Annotated in this window: 15 protein-coding genes and 1 tRNA gene; 8 read left to right on the top strand and 8 right to left on the bottom strand. The window is 64.6% G+C overall.

Annotation, left to right across the window (positions count from 1 at the left end; genetic code table 11):
- Positions 1-103 precede the first annotated feature (103 nt).
- Genes HY019_RS19380 through epsI form a run of 3 tightly spaced genes read left to right on the top strand, consistent with a single transcriptional unit; the run spans position 104 to position 2,567 of the window.
- On the top strand, positions 104-1,009 hold the full coding sequence (locus HY019_RS19380; RefSeq protein ID WP_290695333.1) for an EpsD family peptidyl-prolyl cis-trans isomerase: 906 nt from the start codon (positions 104-106) through the stop codon (positions 1,007-1,009).
- Positions 1,006-1,881: an exosortase B gene (gene xrtB, locus HY019_RS19375; RefSeq protein ID WP_290695331.1), complete on the top strand. Its 876-nt coding sequence runs from the start codon at positions 1,006-1,008 to the stop codon at positions 1,879-1,881. The genes HY019_RS19380 and xrtB overlap by 4 nt, the downstream gene beginning before the upstream one ends.
- Before the next feature lie 17 nt (positions 1,882-1,898).
- The gene (gene epsI / locus HY019_RS19370; RefSeq protein WP_290695328.1) at positions 1,899-2,567 is read left to right on the top strand and encodes an exosortase-associated protein EpsI, B-type; all 669 of its coding nucleotides are present in this window, start codon (positions 1,899-1,901) and stop codon (positions 2,565-2,567) included.
- 29 nt (positions 2,568-2,596) lie between these two features.
- Here the strand turns inward: epsI and HY019_RS19365 are convergent, their stop codons facing one another.
- The 5 genes from HY019_RS19365 to HY019_RS19345 all read right to left on the bottom strand — a co-directional run bounded on the left by HY019_RS19365 (position 2,597) and on the right by HY019_RS19345 (position 8,237).
- Positions 2,597-2,887 carry a GNAT family N-acetyltransferase gene (locus tag HY019_RS19365; RefSeq protein ID WP_290695326.1) on the bottom strand — a complete coding sequence of 97 codons (291 nt, stop codon included), beginning with the start codon at positions 2,885-2,887 and terminating at the stop codon, positions 2,597-2,599.
- 25 nt (positions 2,888-2,912) lie between these two features.
- Positions 2,913-3,455: a chromate transporter gene (locus HY019_RS19360; protein WP_290695323.1), complete on the bottom strand. Its 543-nt coding sequence runs from the start codon at positions 3,453-3,455 to the stop codon at positions 2,913-2,915.
- A complete protein-coding gene (locus HY019_RS19355; protein ID WP_290695320.1) occupies positions 3,452-4,099 on the bottom strand; it encodes a chromate transporter in 648 nt (215 codons plus the stop codon). The genes HY019_RS19360 and HY019_RS19355 overlap by 4 nt, the downstream gene beginning before the upstream one ends.
- Positions 4,092-4,922, bottom strand: coding sequence for a thioesterase family protein (locus HY019_RS19350; RefSeq protein ID WP_290695318.1), 831 nt, complete (start codon positions 4,920-4,922; stop codon positions 4,092-4,094). Before HY019_RS19350 ends, HY019_RS19355 begins: the two co-directional genes overlap by 8 nt.
- A gap of 96 nt (positions 4,923-5,018) precedes the next feature.
- Positions 5,019-8,237, bottom strand: a complete 3,219-nt coding sequence (locus HY019_RS19345) for an EAL domain-containing protein (protein WP_290695315.1) — start codon at positions 8,235-8,237, stop codon at positions 5,019-5,021.
- A 161-nt stretch (positions 8,238-8,398) separates the two neighbouring features.
- Here HY019_RS19345 and HY019_RS19340 point away from each other — a divergent pair, with 161 nt between their 5' ends.
- The 5 genes from HY019_RS19340 (at position 8,399) to HY019_RS19320 (ending at position 14,469) form a co-directional block, all read left to right on the top strand.
- Positions 8,399-9,337 (top strand): alpha/beta hydrolase, encoded by a 939-nt coding sequence (locus tag HY019_RS19340; protein ID WP_290695313.1) that lies wholly within the window; start codon positions 8,399-8,401, stop codon positions 9,335-9,337.
- A gap of 123 nt (positions 9,338-9,460) precedes the next feature.
- A protein-coding gene (gene prfB / locus HY019_RS19335; RefSeq protein ID WP_290695311.1) for a peptide chain release factor 2 occupies positions 9,461-10,565 on the top strand; the annotation gives its coding sequence in 2 pieces (ribosomal slippage) (positions 9,461-9,541 and positions 9,543-10,565; 1,104 coding nt in all).
- 75 nt (positions 10,566-10,640) lie between these two features.
- Entirely contained in the window at positions 10,641-13,313 is a 2,673-nt protein-coding gene (gene pepN / locus HY019_RS19330) for an aminopeptidase N (RefSeq protein WP_290695310.1), read from the top strand.
- A gap of 46 nt (positions 13,314-13,359) precedes the next feature.
- Positions 13,360-14,364 (top strand): class 1 fructose-bisphosphatase, encoded by a 1,005-nt coding sequence (locus tag HY019_RS19325; RefSeq protein ID WP_290695307.1) that lies wholly within the window; start codon positions 13,360-13,362, stop codon positions 14,362-14,364.
- Positions 14,365-14,393: 29 nt separating this feature from the next.
- Positions 14,394-14,469, top strand: a tRNA-Thr gene (locus HY019_RS19320).
- Positions 14,470-14,552: 83 nt separating this feature from the next.
- On the opposite strand, the gene HY019_RS19315 is transcribed toward HY019_RS19320, so the two are convergent.
- From HY019_RS19315 to HY019_RS19305, 3 genes are all read right to left on the bottom strand, one after another.
- Positions 14,553-14,765 carry a cysteine-rich CWC family protein gene (locus HY019_RS19315; protein ID WP_290695304.1) on the bottom strand — a complete coding sequence of 71 codons (213 nt, stop codon included), beginning with the start codon at positions 14,763-14,765 and terminating at the stop codon, positions 14,553-14,555.
- Positions 14,762-15,088 carry a high-potential iron-sulfur protein gene (locus HY019_RS19310; protein WP_290695302.1) on the bottom strand — a complete coding sequence of 109 codons (327 nt, stop codon included), beginning with the start codon at positions 15,086-15,088 and terminating at the stop codon, positions 14,762-14,764. Before HY019_RS19310 ends, HY019_RS19315 begins: the two co-directional genes overlap by 4 nt.
- 162 nt (positions 15,089-15,250) lie before the next feature.
- Positions 15,251-15,632: hypothetical protein (locus HY019_RS19305; RefSeq protein ID WP_290695300.1), on the bottom strand; the 382-nt coding region annotated here is incomplete at its 5' end.

Below are 15,632 nucleotides of genomic sequence, written 5' to 3'. Positions count from 1 at the left end.
GGACCTTCGGGTCCGTTTGTTTTTGGGATCGTGCGTTTCATCTTGTGAACATAATGGTGCACGGCTGCGCCTGTCGTGCGGCCCTCCGAGGAGACACCTGAACATGCATCGCTTGAGTCGCGAGTCCGCCCACCTGGCTGGTCGTTTGTTGAGTGGGGCCTTGGGCCTGGGCGTGGCCCTGATGCTGACAGGCTGTCCAGGTAAAGACAAATCGGCGGTCAGCGGCGACACGTCGCAGATCGTTGCCCAGGTCAACGACAGCGAGATCTCCATCCACCAGGTCGAGGCCATGCTGGCGGCACAACCGGCCATCGCGGAGCAGCTGGGGGCCAACGGCCCGCATCGCGCACTCGACAGCCTGATCGATCAGGAGCTGGCGGCGCAGGCCGCCCGTCAGGCGGGGCTGGACAAGACCCCTCGCGTCCTGCAGGCCATGGAGTTGGCCAAGCGCGAGGTGCTGGCCCGTGCCTATCAGGATCAGCTCGCCGAGAAGGTGATCATGCCGGACTCCGAGGCTGTCAGCCGCTATTACGACTCGCACCCCGAGTTGTTCGCCAAACGGCGCCAGTACACCTTGCAGGAAACCCTGGTCAAGGCGCCCACCGACAAGGTACTTGAACTCAAGGACAAGGTTGAAAAGCTGGCCACCGTAGAGGCCGTGAACACCCTCGTCAATGACAGCGGCGTGACCTACAGCCGCCGCAACAGCGTCCAGTGGGCCGAAGGCCTGCCCATGGACTTGCTGTCGCAACTGGTCTACCTGAAGAACGGACAGTCCATGGGCATCCAGCGCAAGGATGGCCTGGTGATCCTGACCTTGCTGAACGCCGAAGAAACGCCGATGAGCAGCGGTCAGGCGAACAACGCCATTCAGGCGGCGCTGCTGTCCAATGCGCGGCGCGAGCTGGTGCAAAAGGGCATGGAAGCCTTGCGGCAAAAGGCCAAGGTTCAGCGCATGGGGGCGTTTGCCCAGCCGGCTTCGGGCGCGTCGGCCGCTTCTGCACCATGAGCGCCACCGCCGCAGCTGCCCATCCACCCCGGCCCATGGCGTTCTGGCTGGTGGTGGGGGCGGGCTGGCTGACCCTGGCTGTGCCCAGCTTGTGGGATTTCATGTTCGGCCAGTGGTCGGCTTACAGCCAGGGGCACGAGTTGCTGCTGCTGTCTGTCGTCGTCTGGCTGATGTGGCGGCAATGGCCGTCCATCCGCGCCTTGCCTGATCGCACGCCGGCATGGTGGGCCTGGTGCAGCCTGGCCTTGGGCCTGCTGGCCTATGCCTTTGGCCGCACACAGGAGTTCATCCGCATCGAGATGCTGTCCTTGTGGTGGATCAGCGTGAGCATTTTGCTGGCCTGCAAGGGCTGGGCTGGGCTGCGGCAGACCTGGTTCATGTGGTTGTTCGCCCTGTTTGTGATCCCCATTCCGTTTTCGGTTGTGCTGATGCTGACAGCGCCGCTCAAGGAGGCCGTGTCCGCGCTGGCCACGGTGATCCTGGGCGCGGTTGGTTACCCGGTGGGGCGATCTGGTGTGGTCATCACGGCCGGGCAATACCAGTTGCTGGTGGCCGAAGCTTGTGCGGGCCTGCACTCGATGTTCATCCTGGAGGCCATGGGCCTGCTGTACAGCTACCTGGTCAACCACCAGTCCTGGCTGCGCAATGGGCTGTTGGCTGCGTTTGCCGTGCCTGTGTCTTTCTTTGCCAATGTCATCCGGGTGATGATCCTGGTGGTGGTGACCTACCACTTTGGTGACGCGGTGGGGCAGGGCTTCATCCACAACTTCGCGGGCATCGTGCTGTTTGCCGTGGCCCTGGCCTTGATCGGCTTGGTGGATGCCCTGCTGGGCCTCTTTCTGCCAGACCGTCAGGCTGAACCCAAGGCCTGACACCCATGCGCATGCACATGAAAACCGCTTGGCTGATGGCCCTCTTCATGGCGCTGACGGCCGTGTTCAGCCATGCCTTCCTGCCCAAACCCCAAGCCGAGGCGCAAGTGCGCGCCAACACGCCGCTGGAGCAGCTGTTTCCCAGCGCGTTCGGGGGCTGGCGTCTGGACCCGGCCGCAGCCGCCCTGATCCGCCCAGCGTTTGAACGTGCCCGGCAGTTCCAGATGTACGACCAGGTGCTGGAGCGCACCTATATGGACGATGCCGGCCGGCGCATCATGCTGTCGGTGGCTTATGGCCGGCAGCAGTCGGTTGGGCTGCAGATGCACCGGCCAGAGGTTTGCTACAAGGCCGGTGGGTTCAAGGTCAGCCAGGTCGAGGCGGGTGATTTGAGCCTGCTGGGTCGATCTGTGCCGGTGACGCGTCTGTTCGCCAGCCTGGAGGGGCGGCCTGAGCCCATCACCTACTGGCGTTTGTTGGGCAATGAACTGATTGCAGATGAAACCCACTTCAAACTCCGGCAGCTGAGGCCGGGGGCGTTGGGGGGGATTCCGGATGGGCTGCTCGTGCGCATTTCCAGCCTGGACGATGATCCGCCGCGTGCCTACAAGCTGCAGGCGGATTTTGCCCAGGCGATGGCGCAGGCCCTCACTCCGGTTCAGCGGCAACGCGTGCTGGGGTGGTGAGTTTGCCCTTCCAATGAGGGCGACCAGCCTCAGGCCAACAGATCCTGCCACTCGGGGTGGCGCTTGATGTAAATGCGCACATAGCTGCAGATCGGTTCGACCTGGTGGCCCTGGGCCCGTGCCCATGTCAGCGCGGCCTTGACCAGCGCGGCCGCAATACCTCTTCCTTCCAGTTGCGCCGGCACCCCTGTGTGGGTCATGCGCACGATGTGGCCGTCAAGCAGGTAGTCGGCCTCGCAGCGCAGGCCATCAACGATGGCTTCGAAGCGGCCGATCTCAGGCTTGTGGACGATGTTCAGGTTCGACGATGCGGTGTTCATGATGGGTTCGGTAAAAGTGCCTTGATCAGACCAGGCCCAGCCCGCCGAGCACGGCGCCTGCAGCCACCAGCCAGATCAGCGAAACCTTGGTGCGCCAGACCAGCAAGGCGATCACCGCGCTGAGCAGCAGCGCCTTGGGTGCGGTCTGGATGGGTGGGGCCAGGTGCCAGCCAGTGGCCAGCAACAGCCCGATGGTCACGGGGACCATCCCCGCCTGGAAAGCCTGCACGCTCAGCCAATGGCGGCGCGTGGACACCCAGCGCGAGACGGCCAGGGCCAGTGTGGTGGAGGGCAGCATGATGCCCACCATGCTGACGAGCGCGCCGCCCAGGCCACCGCTGTACCAGCCCATCAAGGCCACGAACAGCACATTGGGGCCGGGTGCGGCCTGGGCCAGCGCGATGGCCGAGGTGAAGTCCGTGTCGTTGAGCAGGCCGGCATCGGTGACCAGGCGGCGGTGCATGTCCGGCACCAGCGTGATGGCCCCGCCGATCGACATGAGCGACAAGGCCAGAAAGTGGCCAAACAGCGCCCACCAGATATCGGGTGACCACATCAGCGGTGTCATGCGGTACTTCCCTTGCCAACCGCACGGCGGCGCAGCAGCACGTAGGTGCCCACGCAGGTCAGCGAGCCCAGCCCCAGCAACACCCAGACCAGTGGCCAGTGCAGCCAGGCCATCATTGAAAAGGCCAGCGCGGCCAGGGCGACACAAGCGGGCCAGCCCAGCACATGGTCTTTCACCGGGGCGGCCAGCTTCAGCACCGTGCCGATGATCTGCCCGGCCGCGACCGCGGCGATGCCGCCCAGGGCGTGCCGGATCACATCCTGCGCGTGGCCCACATTGGCGGCCTCACCCAGCAACCAGGCCAGGGTCAGCATCAAGGCCATGGGGGCGGCGATCATGCCGGCCAGGGCCACCAAAGCACCACGCCAGCCAAAGAAGCGGTCGCCGATCATCAGCGACAGGTTGCACACATTGGGGCCGGGCAGCACCTGCGCGCCGCTGAGCAGTTCAACAAAATCCTGTGGCGTCAACCAGCGCCGGCGCTCGCACAGTTCGCGCTGGGCCACGGCGATCACGCCGCCAAAGCCCTGCATGGCCAGGGCAGAAAACGCCACGAGCAGGTGCCAGAGTGAGTGTGGGCGATCCAGGCCGGCCTCATCGCCCCCCTTGCCCTGCTCACCCTGCACGGCGCTGGCGTCAGGCATACACCGCAACCACCTGGTAGCCCAGTGCCGCCAGCTGGCCGCAGGGTGTCCACAGGGACGTTTTTTCGTTGACGTAGCCTTCGCCGGTGGCCAGGGCGTCCTTGTCCATGCGCCAAAAGCCTTTCGGGTCGCCCACTTCAACCGGTCGCAACTCCAGGGCCCAGGACACGGATGAGGCCGGCGCAAAACCCTTGAGCTGGCCCAGCGCGGGCGTCGGGCCGGCATCGGCCAGCAGCACAGCCTGCAGTTCGGCGTCCACACCTTCGACCTCATTGAGGCGGATGTGGGTGCGGCTGTGCCACTCCTTGGCCCCGGTGAAGGGGATGACGCCGTCCGCATGGCGGATGTCCAGGTGCTGGGTGAAAGCGGGCGTCACATTGGGCACGAAGGGCCATTTGGGCACCTCGTACGGGCCTTTGGCCACCACCTCTTGCGCCGGGCGCAGATGGGGCAGGGCCGATTCGCGCCCCGTGCCGAACACGCCCAGCAGCACGCCGCCAACCTGTTCCTGGCCCTGGGCATCAGGCTGGGTGACACGGGCCTGGATCTGGCGGATGTTTTTGCCCTGGCGCAGCAGGGTCACCTCCACATCCATGACGCCGGGCGCCACCGGGCCCACGAAATTGGTCTGCAGGGCGCGCAGCGGCCAGTCGGCGCCGCACACATCACGCATGGCCTGCACGACCAGCACCGACAGCAGGCCACCAAAAGTGGTGCGGCCCTGGCCCCAGTCGGGCGTGACCAGGAAGCTCACACGTTGGCCTTCACGGCGGCGGCTGGCCAGCAATTGAGCCAGGGGCGTGACAGAGGCGTTTTCAGTCATGGATGAACCTGCGTAATTTGAACGGAGGCCCATTATCGAACGATCGTGCTTTTTTTGCTTGACCCGTTGTTTGGCTCGCGATCGATCAGCTGTCGACTAGGTGTTTTCAAGCAGGTGTTCGATCTGAACGGCGGGTACCGGCCGGCTGTACAGATAGCCTTGCACCACGTCGCAGCCCCGGCTGGCCAGGAAGGCTTCCTGATCGGGCATCTCGACGCCTTCGGCCACCACCTTCATGCGCAGGCCGTGGGCCATGGAGATCATGGTGCCCACCAGTTGGGCGTCGCTGTCGTTGCCAGGCAGGTCCTGCACAAAGCTGCGGTCGATCTTGAGCTGGTGCACAGGGAAGCGCTTGAGGTAGGCCAGCGAGGAGTAGCCCGTCCCGAAATCGTCGATGGACAGGAACACGCCCAGCGCATGCAGCATCTGCAGGAACTGCTCGGCGCCCATGCCGGACTCCATCAAGCCGCTCTCGGTGATCTCGATCTCGAGCCGGTCAGGTGGCAGGCCGGTGCGGTTGAGGATGCGCGACAGGCGTTCGACCACGCCACCGCGGCGAATCTCGCTGGGCGACAGGTTGACGGCGATGCGGCCGAAGTCCAGCCCGGCGTCCAGCCAGGCCTTGCCCTGGCGACAGGCTTCCTGCAGCACCCATTCGCTGAGTGCCACGATCATGCCGGTTTCTTCCATCACGGGGATGAACTGGGTCGGGCTGACCGAGGGCAGGCAGACATCGCTTTCGGTCGGGGTTCTCAGGCGCACCAGGGCCTCGACCGCCGTCACCTTGCGCGTGACCAGGCTGATCATGGGCTGGTAGTGCAGCACGAACTCGCCGTGCTCGACGGCGCGCCGCAGACGCGTTTCCAGTTGCAGCCGCGAAGTGGCATCGCTGGTGAAGGACTCGGTGTAGAAGCTGAAGCTGTTGCGGCCGCGGCGCTTGGACTCGTACATGGCCGCGTCTGCATTGCGGACCAGCTCAGGCGCATCCTGGCCGTCGGCAGGGAACAGGCTGATGCCGATGCTGGCACGCACATAGACCTGCTGGCCGCCGTCCAGCGTGAAGGGCTGGTTGAGCGTCTCCAGGATGGCGGTGGCCACGTGGGCTGCCTGCTGCGGGTGGCGCAGGTGCTCCAGCACCAGGATGAACTCGTCGCCGCCCAGGCGCCCCAGGGTGTCTTCCTGGCGCACGCGCTGGCGCAGGCGGTGGGCGACCTGCTTGAGCAGGCTGTCGCCGGCGGCGTGGCCCAGGCCGTCGTTGACGGTCTTGAAGTTGTCCAGATCGATGAAGATCACGCCGACCAGGGTGTGGTGGCGCTGTGCCAGGTTCACGGCGTGCGCCAGGCGCTGGTGGATCATCACGCGGTTGGGCAGTTCGGTCAGCGGGTCGAAGTGGGCCATGCGGGCCAGGCGCTCTTCGGTCTGCTTGAGCTGGGTGATGTCGGTGAACACGCCCACGAAGTGGGTGGGGCGGCCCCGGGCGCTCTTGACTGCGCTCACGGACAGCTTGGTCATGAACAGCTCGCCGCTCTTGCGACGGAACCAGACCTCGCCTTGCCAGTAGCCGCTGCCGATCATCTCGCCGCGCATGTCGGCCAGGGTTTCGTCCGGACGGTCGGGCAGCAGGAACTCGGGGGAGCGCCCGACCACCTCGTCTTCGGCGTAACCCGTCAGGGCGGTGAAGGCCGGGTTGATCGACACCAGCACGCGGTTGCGGCTGAGCACCAGCATGCCGTCCTGGGTGCTCTCCAGGGCGGCGGCGTGCAGGCGGATGCGCTCTTCGGCCTCGTCCCGCAGGGCCTCACGGTGCAGGTTGTGCAGCGCGAACGACAGGTCGCCGGACAGGTCCTCGAACAGGGACAACTCGTCCGAGTCCTGGTCGTCCACGCGCTTGCCCAGCAGGATCAGGTGGCCGACCAGCAGGTTGTCGCGGTGCAGGGGCACCACCACGCAGCCGGGGATGCCTGCGGCCATGGCCTCGTCCGTCCAGGCCGGGCGCGGGCCGCATTGGCCCAGGTCCTTCGTGCGGAAGGTGCGGCCGTGGCGCAAGGCCATGTCCAGCGTGGCGTCTTCGGTGTCCTGCGCCAGCAAATCGAAACTCAGGCTGGCAGCGCGCGGGGCATCGTCGCCAGCCACCGCCACGCAGCTGAGGTGATGGCGGTCGTCCTCGTCGAACAGGGCCACCCAGGCCTTGCGGAACTGGCCGTGGTCCACGGCGACCTCGCAGACCTTGTCCAGCAAGGTCTGGTCGTCTTCCGAGCGCACGATGGCCTGGTTCACGTGGCTGAGGAAGTCGTACATGCGCGTCTTGCGGCGCAGGCGGTGCTCGATCTGGCGGCGGGAGGTGATGTCCCAGATCATCCAGACGACTTCGTTGGTGTCGCCGATCGGGGCGCAGCGGCTGTCGAAGTGGCGACGCTCGCGGTTGACGGGAACCGTGAAGGTCTGCAATTGCGTGGTGCGCGTCTGCAGGGTCAGTTGCAAGACGCCCATGAAGCGGGTCGCCATGTCATCTGGGAAGAGGTCTTTGAGCCCCAGGCCAATCAGGGCTTCACGCGGGCGGCCCAGCAAGGGCAAGTTGCTGCCGTAGATGTCCAGGAAGTGCCCCTGGGCGTCCACGTGAAAGGCCAGGTCGGGCAGCACCTCGGCAAAGGCGCGCAACTGCGCTTCGCGGGCCTTGAGGGCGCCAGCGGCCTGCTCGCGCTGCTTGTGGGCGCGGCCCATCAGGGTCAGCAGCAGCAGGGTCATGCCGCCCACCAGCCCCATGTTGATTTTGTCCAGCCGATGCTGGGCTTCGGTTTCTTCGTTCAGCTCGGCGGCCCAGGTGCGGGCGGCAACCTTGGCGGCGTCGTCCACCTCGGCCAGCGCGTGTTGCAGCCGGTTCGCGTCGGTGATGGCGGGGGTGTGCAGGCGCTGCAATAGAGTCTGGCGTGCTTGGTCAATCTTGGCCAGCAACTGGGCCAGGGACGGGTCCAGGGACGGCGGGGCCTGCACGCGCAACTGGTGTACGGTGGCTTGCGCCTTGGCGGCTGGGGCGTCCACCATGCTGTCGCTGATGTCGGACTGGCCCAGCACGCGTTGTTCGGCCAGGGCCTGGCTCTGGCGCACCTGGAACTGCGTTTCAGACAGCAGCGTGTCGAACACATGGGCGCGCTGCTGCAACTTGTGCCAGCCAATGTGTGACCAGGCGATCAGGCCCATGCTGACGGCCGCCACCGCCGCCACGGACACGGCGATGGGACCAAAGCGACCCATTGCCGGCACGGGGAGGGAGGCGGGGGCCTGCTGCTGCATGTTGGATGGGATGACGGCGCTCACGGACCTTGGATTCGTTCGAAGTGTGTCTCTTTTCGCTGAGCGAGCCAGCTTAGGTGAAAAACAGTGTCTTCGGCGATGATGGGCGTTGGCAATCGGGTCCTCCCCCTTAAAGGGGGTTCGCGCTGTCGGTACTTGTTCACGTTTTGGAGGCCGCTTCCCCTATGTCCAGCTCTCAGGCTTATGTGCCCGTTCACACCGCTGAGTCGCGCTTCGTCACCGTGCGGGGCTTGAAACACCATGTGTTTGTCTGGGGCGACACCGCCCGTGTGACACCCGCGCAACCCTTGCTGGTGATGGTGCATGGCTGGATGGACACCTCGGCGTCCTTCCAGTTCATGGTTGACGCGCTGAGGCAACAGCCGGGCTGGGCGGACCGCCCCATCGTGGCCATCGACTGGCGAGGGTTTGGCCTGACCGACACCCCCCAGACGGACAGCTATTTCTTTGCCGATTACCTGGGTGACCTGGACTTGCTGCTCGACGAGCTGGCGCCCGGGCAGCAGATCGACCTGCTGGGGCACAGCATGGGCGGCAACGTCGTCATGCTGTATGCCGGTGTGCGCTCCGAGCGCATCCGCCGTCTGGTCAACCTGGAGGGCTTCGGCATGCCGGCCACCGAGGCCCAGGAGGCGCCAGATCGTTACGTCAAGTGGCTCGACGAGCTGAAAAAGCCCGTCCAGCTCAAGGACTACGCCACCCTGGAAGAGGTCGCCAAACGCCTGCAGGCCAACAACCCACGCCTGCGCAGCTCGTTCGCGCTGTGGCTGGCCGGGCATTGGGCGCGCAAGCAGGGCGAGCGCTGGGTGATCAACGCCGACCCGGCGCACAAACGCCCGCAGCCGATCCTCTACCGCGTCGAAGAGGTCTGTGCTTTTCTCAAGCGCATCCAGTGCCCGGTCCTGTTCGTGGAAGGCGCCCAGACGCTGTATTTCATGCTGTTCAACGGCCGCTTCTCGCGCGAGGAATTTCTGGAGCGCGTGAAGCTTGTGCCGGATTTCCGCCTGGAAAGCATCGACGACGCCGGCCACATGCTGCACCATGACCAGCCCGAAGAACTGGCGGTGCACATCGCCAACTTCTTGGAAACGCCAATTACCTGAACGTGGCGCTTTCGGATAATGCGCCCGCCACGTGAGAAAATAGCCAGATTGAAAAAGGCTCCAGTCGCTGACTGCCGGGCCTTTTTGACTTGAACAACGACCCGAACCATCCGCAGGATCCACATGGACATCGAACACATCAACGCCCTGGGCGCTCAAATTGCCGACCTGACCCAGCGGACCGCCGAACTACGGAGGTATCTTTGACTGGGATGAAAAGTCCCGCCGCCTGAGCGAAGTCAACGCCGAACTCGAAGACCCGTCGGTCTGGAACGACCCCAAGCGCGCCCAGGAGCTGGGCAAAGAAAAGAAGTCGCTTGAAAACGTGGTCGTGACCATTGCCGAGCTGGAAACCGGGCTGGCCGACAACGCCGAGCTGTTCGAGATGTCCAAGGCCGATGGCGACATGGACGGCCTGCAAGCGATTCTGGACGATGTGGCCGCCCAGGCTGCCCGCGTGGGTGATCTGGAGTTCCGCCGCATGTTCAACAACCCGGCCGACCCCTTGCCCGCGTTTGTGGACATCCAGGCCGGTGCCGGTGGGACCGAGGCTTGCGACTGGGCCAGCATGCTGCTGCGCCAGTACATCCGCTACGCCGAGCGCAAGGGCTTCACCGCCACGGTGGAAGACATGACAGAGGGCGACACCGCCGGCATCAAGAGCGCCACCATCAAGGTGGAGGGCGAATATGCCTTTGGCCTGCTGCGCACCGAAACCGGCGTGCACCGCCTGGTCCGCAAGTCGCCGTTCGACTCTTCCGGCGGCCGCCACACCAGCTTTGCCAGCGTGTTCGTCTACCCCGAGATCGACGACACCATCGAGATCGAGATCAACCCGGCTGACGTGCGCACCGACACCTTCCGCGCCAGCGGTGCGGGTGGCCAGCACATCAACAAGACCGACTCGGCCGTGCGCCTGACGCACATCCCGACCGGCATCGTCGTACAGTGCCAGGATGGCCGAAGCCAGCACAGCAACCGCGATGTCGCCTGGAAGCGCCTGCGTTCGCGCCTGTACGACCATGAGATGCGCAAGCGCCAGGAAGAGCAGCAAAAGCTCGAAGACACCAAGACCGATGTGGGCTGGGGACACCAGATCCGCTCTTATGTGCTGGACAACAGCCGCATCAAGGACTTGCGCACCAACGTCGAAATCTCCAACACCCAGAAGGTGCTGGATGGTGATCTTGACCAGTTCATCGAAGCCAGCCTGAAGCAAGGCGTCTGAGTTTGACGCCACTGCAGGCCGCCTGCATACACCCCAGGGCTTCCTTGAAGTTCTTCATCCAAAGGACTCACAGACATGCGTGAAGGTACCGCTACCCTCATTCGCCGCGAAGACTACGCGGCGCCCGCCTTCTGGATCAAGACGGTCGATCTGACCTTTGATCTGGACCCGGCCAAGACCCTGGTCATCAACAAGATGACCGTGGAGCCCAATGCCAGCCAGGCCGGTGCCCCCCTGCGCCTGGACGGCGAGGACATCACCCTGACCCGCGTGCTGGTTGATGGCGAGCCCGTGACCTTCCGGGTCGAGAACCAGCAGCTCGTACTGGAGAACCTGCCCCAGCAGCCCTTCCTGCTCGAAATCCGCAACACCTGCGCCCCCGAGAAGAACACGCAGCTGTCGGGTCTGTACACCAGCAGCGGCAACTTCTTCACGCAATGCGAGGCCCTGGGTTTCCGCCGCATCACCTATTTCCTGGATCGCCCCGACGTGATGGCGACCTTCAAGGTGACGCTCAAGGCCGACAAGCTCAAGTACCCGGTGCTGCTGTCCAACGGCAACCTGATCGAAGAGGGCGCCATCGACGGAGCCCGCCACTACGCTGTCTGGGAAGACCCGCATCCCAAGCCCTGCTACCTGTTTGCCCTGGTGGCCGCTGACCTGGTGCGCCGCGAACAGCGCATCCGCACCCGTGCCGGCAAGGACCACCTGCTGCAGATCTTCGTGCGCGCAGGTGACCTGGACAAGACCGAACACGCGATGAACTCGCTGATCGCCTCCATCGCCTGGGATGAAGCCCGCTTCAACCTGAGCCTGGATCTGGAGCGCTTCATGATCGTCGCCGTGAGCGACTTCAACATGGGCGCCATGGAGAACAAGGGCCTGAACATCTTCAACACGAAGTTCGTTCTGGCCAACCCCGCCACCGCCACCGATGTGGACTTTGGCAACGTCGAAAGCGTGGTCGCCCACGAGTACTTCCACAACTGGACCGGCAACCGCGTCACCTGCCGTGACTGGTTCCAGCTGTCCTTGAAGGAAGGCCTGACCGTCTTCCGCGACCAGCAGTTCAGCCAGGACATGGCCGGCAGCCAGAGCGCCCGGGCTGTGAAGCGCATTGAAGACGTGCGCACCCTGCGCCAGTTGCAGTTCCCGGAAGATGCGGGCCCCATGGCCCATCCGGTGCGCCCTGACAGCTACATGGCCATCGACAACTTCTACACGGCCACCGTGTACGAAAAGGGCGCCGAGGTCGTGCGCATGATGCACACCCTGGTGGGCGCAGAAGGATTTGCCAAGGGCATGGCGCTGTACTTCAGCCGCCATGACGGCCAGGCCGTGACCTGCGACGATTTCGCCCAGGCCATTGCAGACGCCAACCCCGGCAGCGAACTGGCCAAACGGCTGGACCAGTTCAAGCGCTGGTACAGCCAGGCGGGCACGCCCCGTGTGCAGGCCCATGGCGTGTACGACGCAGCCAACCAAATCTACACCCTGACGCTCAGCCAGACCGCGGCCGCCACACCGGGCCAGCCCGTCAAGCAGCCCGCCGTGATCCCGGTGGCCATGGGCCTGGTGGGGGTTGATGGCCGCCACATCAACCTGCATTTCGAAGGCAGCCTGGAGCCCGTCGGCCATGACACGGTGCTGGTGCTGTCCGAAGCCTCGCAGACCTTCACCTTCGCGCACGTGCCGGTCGAGCCGGTGCCCTCGCTGCTGCGCGGTTTCTCTGCCCCTGTGGTGTTGGAAACCGAACTGGGCGATGACGCGCTGTTCACCCTGCTCAGCCACGATCTGGACCCCTTCAACCGTTGGGAAGCCGCGCAGAAGCTGGCCCTGCGCCGCATCCTGCACGCGGTGCATGGCAACGGCCACATGGAGCTGGATCAGCGCTTCATCGACGCCATGCGTGGCGTGCTGCGCCACCCCGAGCTGGACGCGGCCTTCAAGGACCTGGTGCTGACCCTGCCGAGCGAAGCCTATGTGGCCGAACAGCTCGACGTGGTGGACTCGCAGCGCATCCACACCGCGCGCGAAACCATGAAGTTGCAGCTGGCGCAAGCCCTGCATGAGGACTGGGCCTGGGCTTACGAGCACCATCAGGACAGCGGTGGCTACTCTCCCGACGCGGTCAGTGCAGGCCGTCGCGCCCTGAGCAACCTGGCCTTGAGCATGCTGACGCTCGATGGTGTCACGCGCCACAACCCGATCTGGCCGGGCCGGGCCTTCCAGCGCTTCAAGGACGCCACCAACATGACCGACCGGCTGGGTGCCTTGTCGGCCTTGGTGCACAGCCATGCCGAGCTGGCCGTGCCGGCGCTGGAGCGTTTCCACGAGCAGTACAAGGACGAGGCCCTGGTCATCGACAAGTGGTTCACCCTGCAAGCCACGGCACCAGAGAAGGACGGCAAGGTCTTTGCCCGTGCCAAGGCCCTGATGCAGCACCCCGACTTCACGCTGCGCACGCCCAACCGCGCGCGCAGCCTGTTGATGGCGCTGTGCCAGATGAACCCGGCCGCCTTCCACCGCACGGATGCCGCTGGCTATGTGTTCTGGGCAGACCGCGTCATCGAGATCGACAGCATCAACCCGCAACTGGCGGCCCGCCTGGCCCGCGCCATGGACCACTGGCGTCGCCTGGCCGAGCCCTACCGCACGGCGGCGCGCGAGGCCATCAGCCGCGTGGCGGCCAAGGTCGAGCTCTCCGATGACGTGCGCGAGATCGTCACGCGAGCGCTGCAGGATTGAGCGTCAGCAAGCAGCACTTTTTAATCTTCCAGACAGAGTCAAGACCATGACCAAACACATCAGCCTCACGCAGTACCTGATCGAGCAGCAGCGTGGCGAAGCCCAGATCCCGGCGCAACTGCGCCTGCTCATCGAAGTCGTGGCCCGCGCCTGCAAGCGCATTGCCATCAGCGTCAACAAGGGCGCCCTGGGTGAAGTCCTGGGCACCGCCGGCAGCGAGAACGTGCAAGGCGAAGTCCAGAAGAAGCTGGACATCATCGCCAACGAGGTGCTGATCGAGGCCAACGAATGGGGCGGCCACCTGGCCGGCATGGCGTCCGAAGAAATGGACGACATGCATGCTGTGCCCAATCGCTACCCCCAAGGCGAATACCTGCTGCTGTTCGATCCCCTCGACGGCTCCAGCAACATCGACGTGAACGTCAGCATCGGCACCATCTTCTCGGTGCTCAAGCACAAGGGTGGCGATGTCACCAACGAGAGCTTCCTGCAGCCCGGTACTGACCAGGTCTGTGCGGGCTACTGCGTGTACGGCCCGCAAACCACCCTGGTGCTGACCGTCGGCAAGGGCGTGGTCATGTTCACGCTGGACCGCGAGCAAGGCTCGTGGGTGATGACCGACAGCGACGTCAAGATCCCCGAAGACACCAAGGAGTTCGCCATCAACATGTCGAACATGCGCCACTGGGCTTCCCCCGTCAAGCGCTACATCGACGAATGCCTGGCAGGCAAGGAAGGCGTGCGCGGCAAGGACTTCAACATGCGCTGGGTGGCCTCGATGGTGGCCGACGTGCACCGCATCCTGACCCGCGGCGGCATCTTCATGTACCCCTGGGACAAGCGCGAGCCCAACAAGCCCGGCAAGCTTCGCTTGATGTACGAAGCCAACCCCATGAGCTTCCTGGTGGAGCAGGCGGGCGGTGCCTCGACCAACGGCCTGCAGCGGATCATGGAAATCAACCCCTCGCAACTGCACGAGCGCGTGAGCGTGGTGTTGGGCTCCAAGAACGAAGTGGAACGCGTGACCGCCTACCACCGTGAAGTACAGTAATTTGGCGTGCTAGAATTTTGGTCTTGGACGCCGGTGTAGCTCAGTCGGTAGAGCAGCTCATTCGTAATGAGAAGGTCGAGGGTTCGATTCCTTTCTCCGGCACCATCTGAACAATGCAAAAAGCCCAGTCTTGCGACTGGGCTTTTTTGTTGCCGACGCATGCCTGGCAGCTGCCAGCACAGTGTGGATCACGCTGGCGATTTGCCCGCACAGGCAGCGCAGATGCAGGCCTTGTTCTTGAGCTGATCCGGGACCTTGGCCAGCAGGTCCGCACTGAATGTCACGCTGCGGCACCAGCAAGGCGTGTCCAGCTTGCCGGATTCGGCGGGCGCGCAGGCGTTCGGGCCACCACACAGTGGGCAGGCATGGTTGGGCAAGGCTTGGTCAGCTGCGGTTGTCACGCCTTTTTCTCCCAGGCATTGCACCAGCCGATGGCGGTCACGTCCTTGAACATGAACAGGCCGCAGGGGCCGGACGCCGCGCCTTTGTCGCCCGCATACAGCGAGCAGTTCGCGCAGGTCTGGCCGGGTTTGAATTTCGGGAATTTGGCCGCGTCAACCATGCCAGCATCCGCGCGGTAGTCCATCGCGATGGCTTCCTGGTCGGTTTCTTTCAGCAGCGTGTCGGCCTGCGCGCGAGCGCACCAACCCAGCGCGCCCACGGCAGGCACCAGAGCGACGAAAGTTCGGCGTGACAGGCTGTGCATGATGGGTGGGTAGGGCATGTTCGAGCGTGTTCGGGGGATGCGGCGTACCCAAAGTTTGACACGCTTGAGCCATGACTTCCTGGCCATGGCGCCATCAAGGTAAAAAGGCTGGACCCCTTTCGGAGTTCCAGCCTTTCTTGTTGAGCTGAGCAAGTGGCGCTGTTCGCGCCGGGAACCTGATCAGAACTCGATGGCGCCCATGTCTGCTGCCGTGCCGTTGACGGGGCGGGCGATCGGGCCGAAGGTCGGCGTCGAGAAGCTCGTGGGCGGTTGGTACAGCACCGGGTAGGCCGTCACGGCAGCCAGGTTGGCCTGAGCGGTGTTGACGATCGACGTGCCGCTCACTGGTGCGAACGTGGTCGAGCTGATCGGGCTGACGGTGCTGGTGACCACGTTGGCCTGGCCAGTCAGGATGCCGGGTACGGGGTGGTAAGGATCATCCAGGCCCCAGGTCGAACGGATGAAGTTCTTGCCCAGGTTGATGGTGCCACCCGTTGTCCAGCCAGGAGCCACGTCGCTGGGCATACGCAGCCAGATGTCCACGCCGGCGGCGCTGGTGATC

Origin of the sequence: Aquabacterium sp. (genome assembly GCF_016195855.1) — a bacterium.
Classification (GTDB): Bacteria; Pseudomonadota; Gammaproteobacteria; order Burkholderiales; family Burkholderiaceae_C; genus Aquabacterium.
The sequence above is the reverse complement of the archived record's forward strand: the minus strand, read 5'-3'. Positions and strand labels throughout refer to the sequence as shown.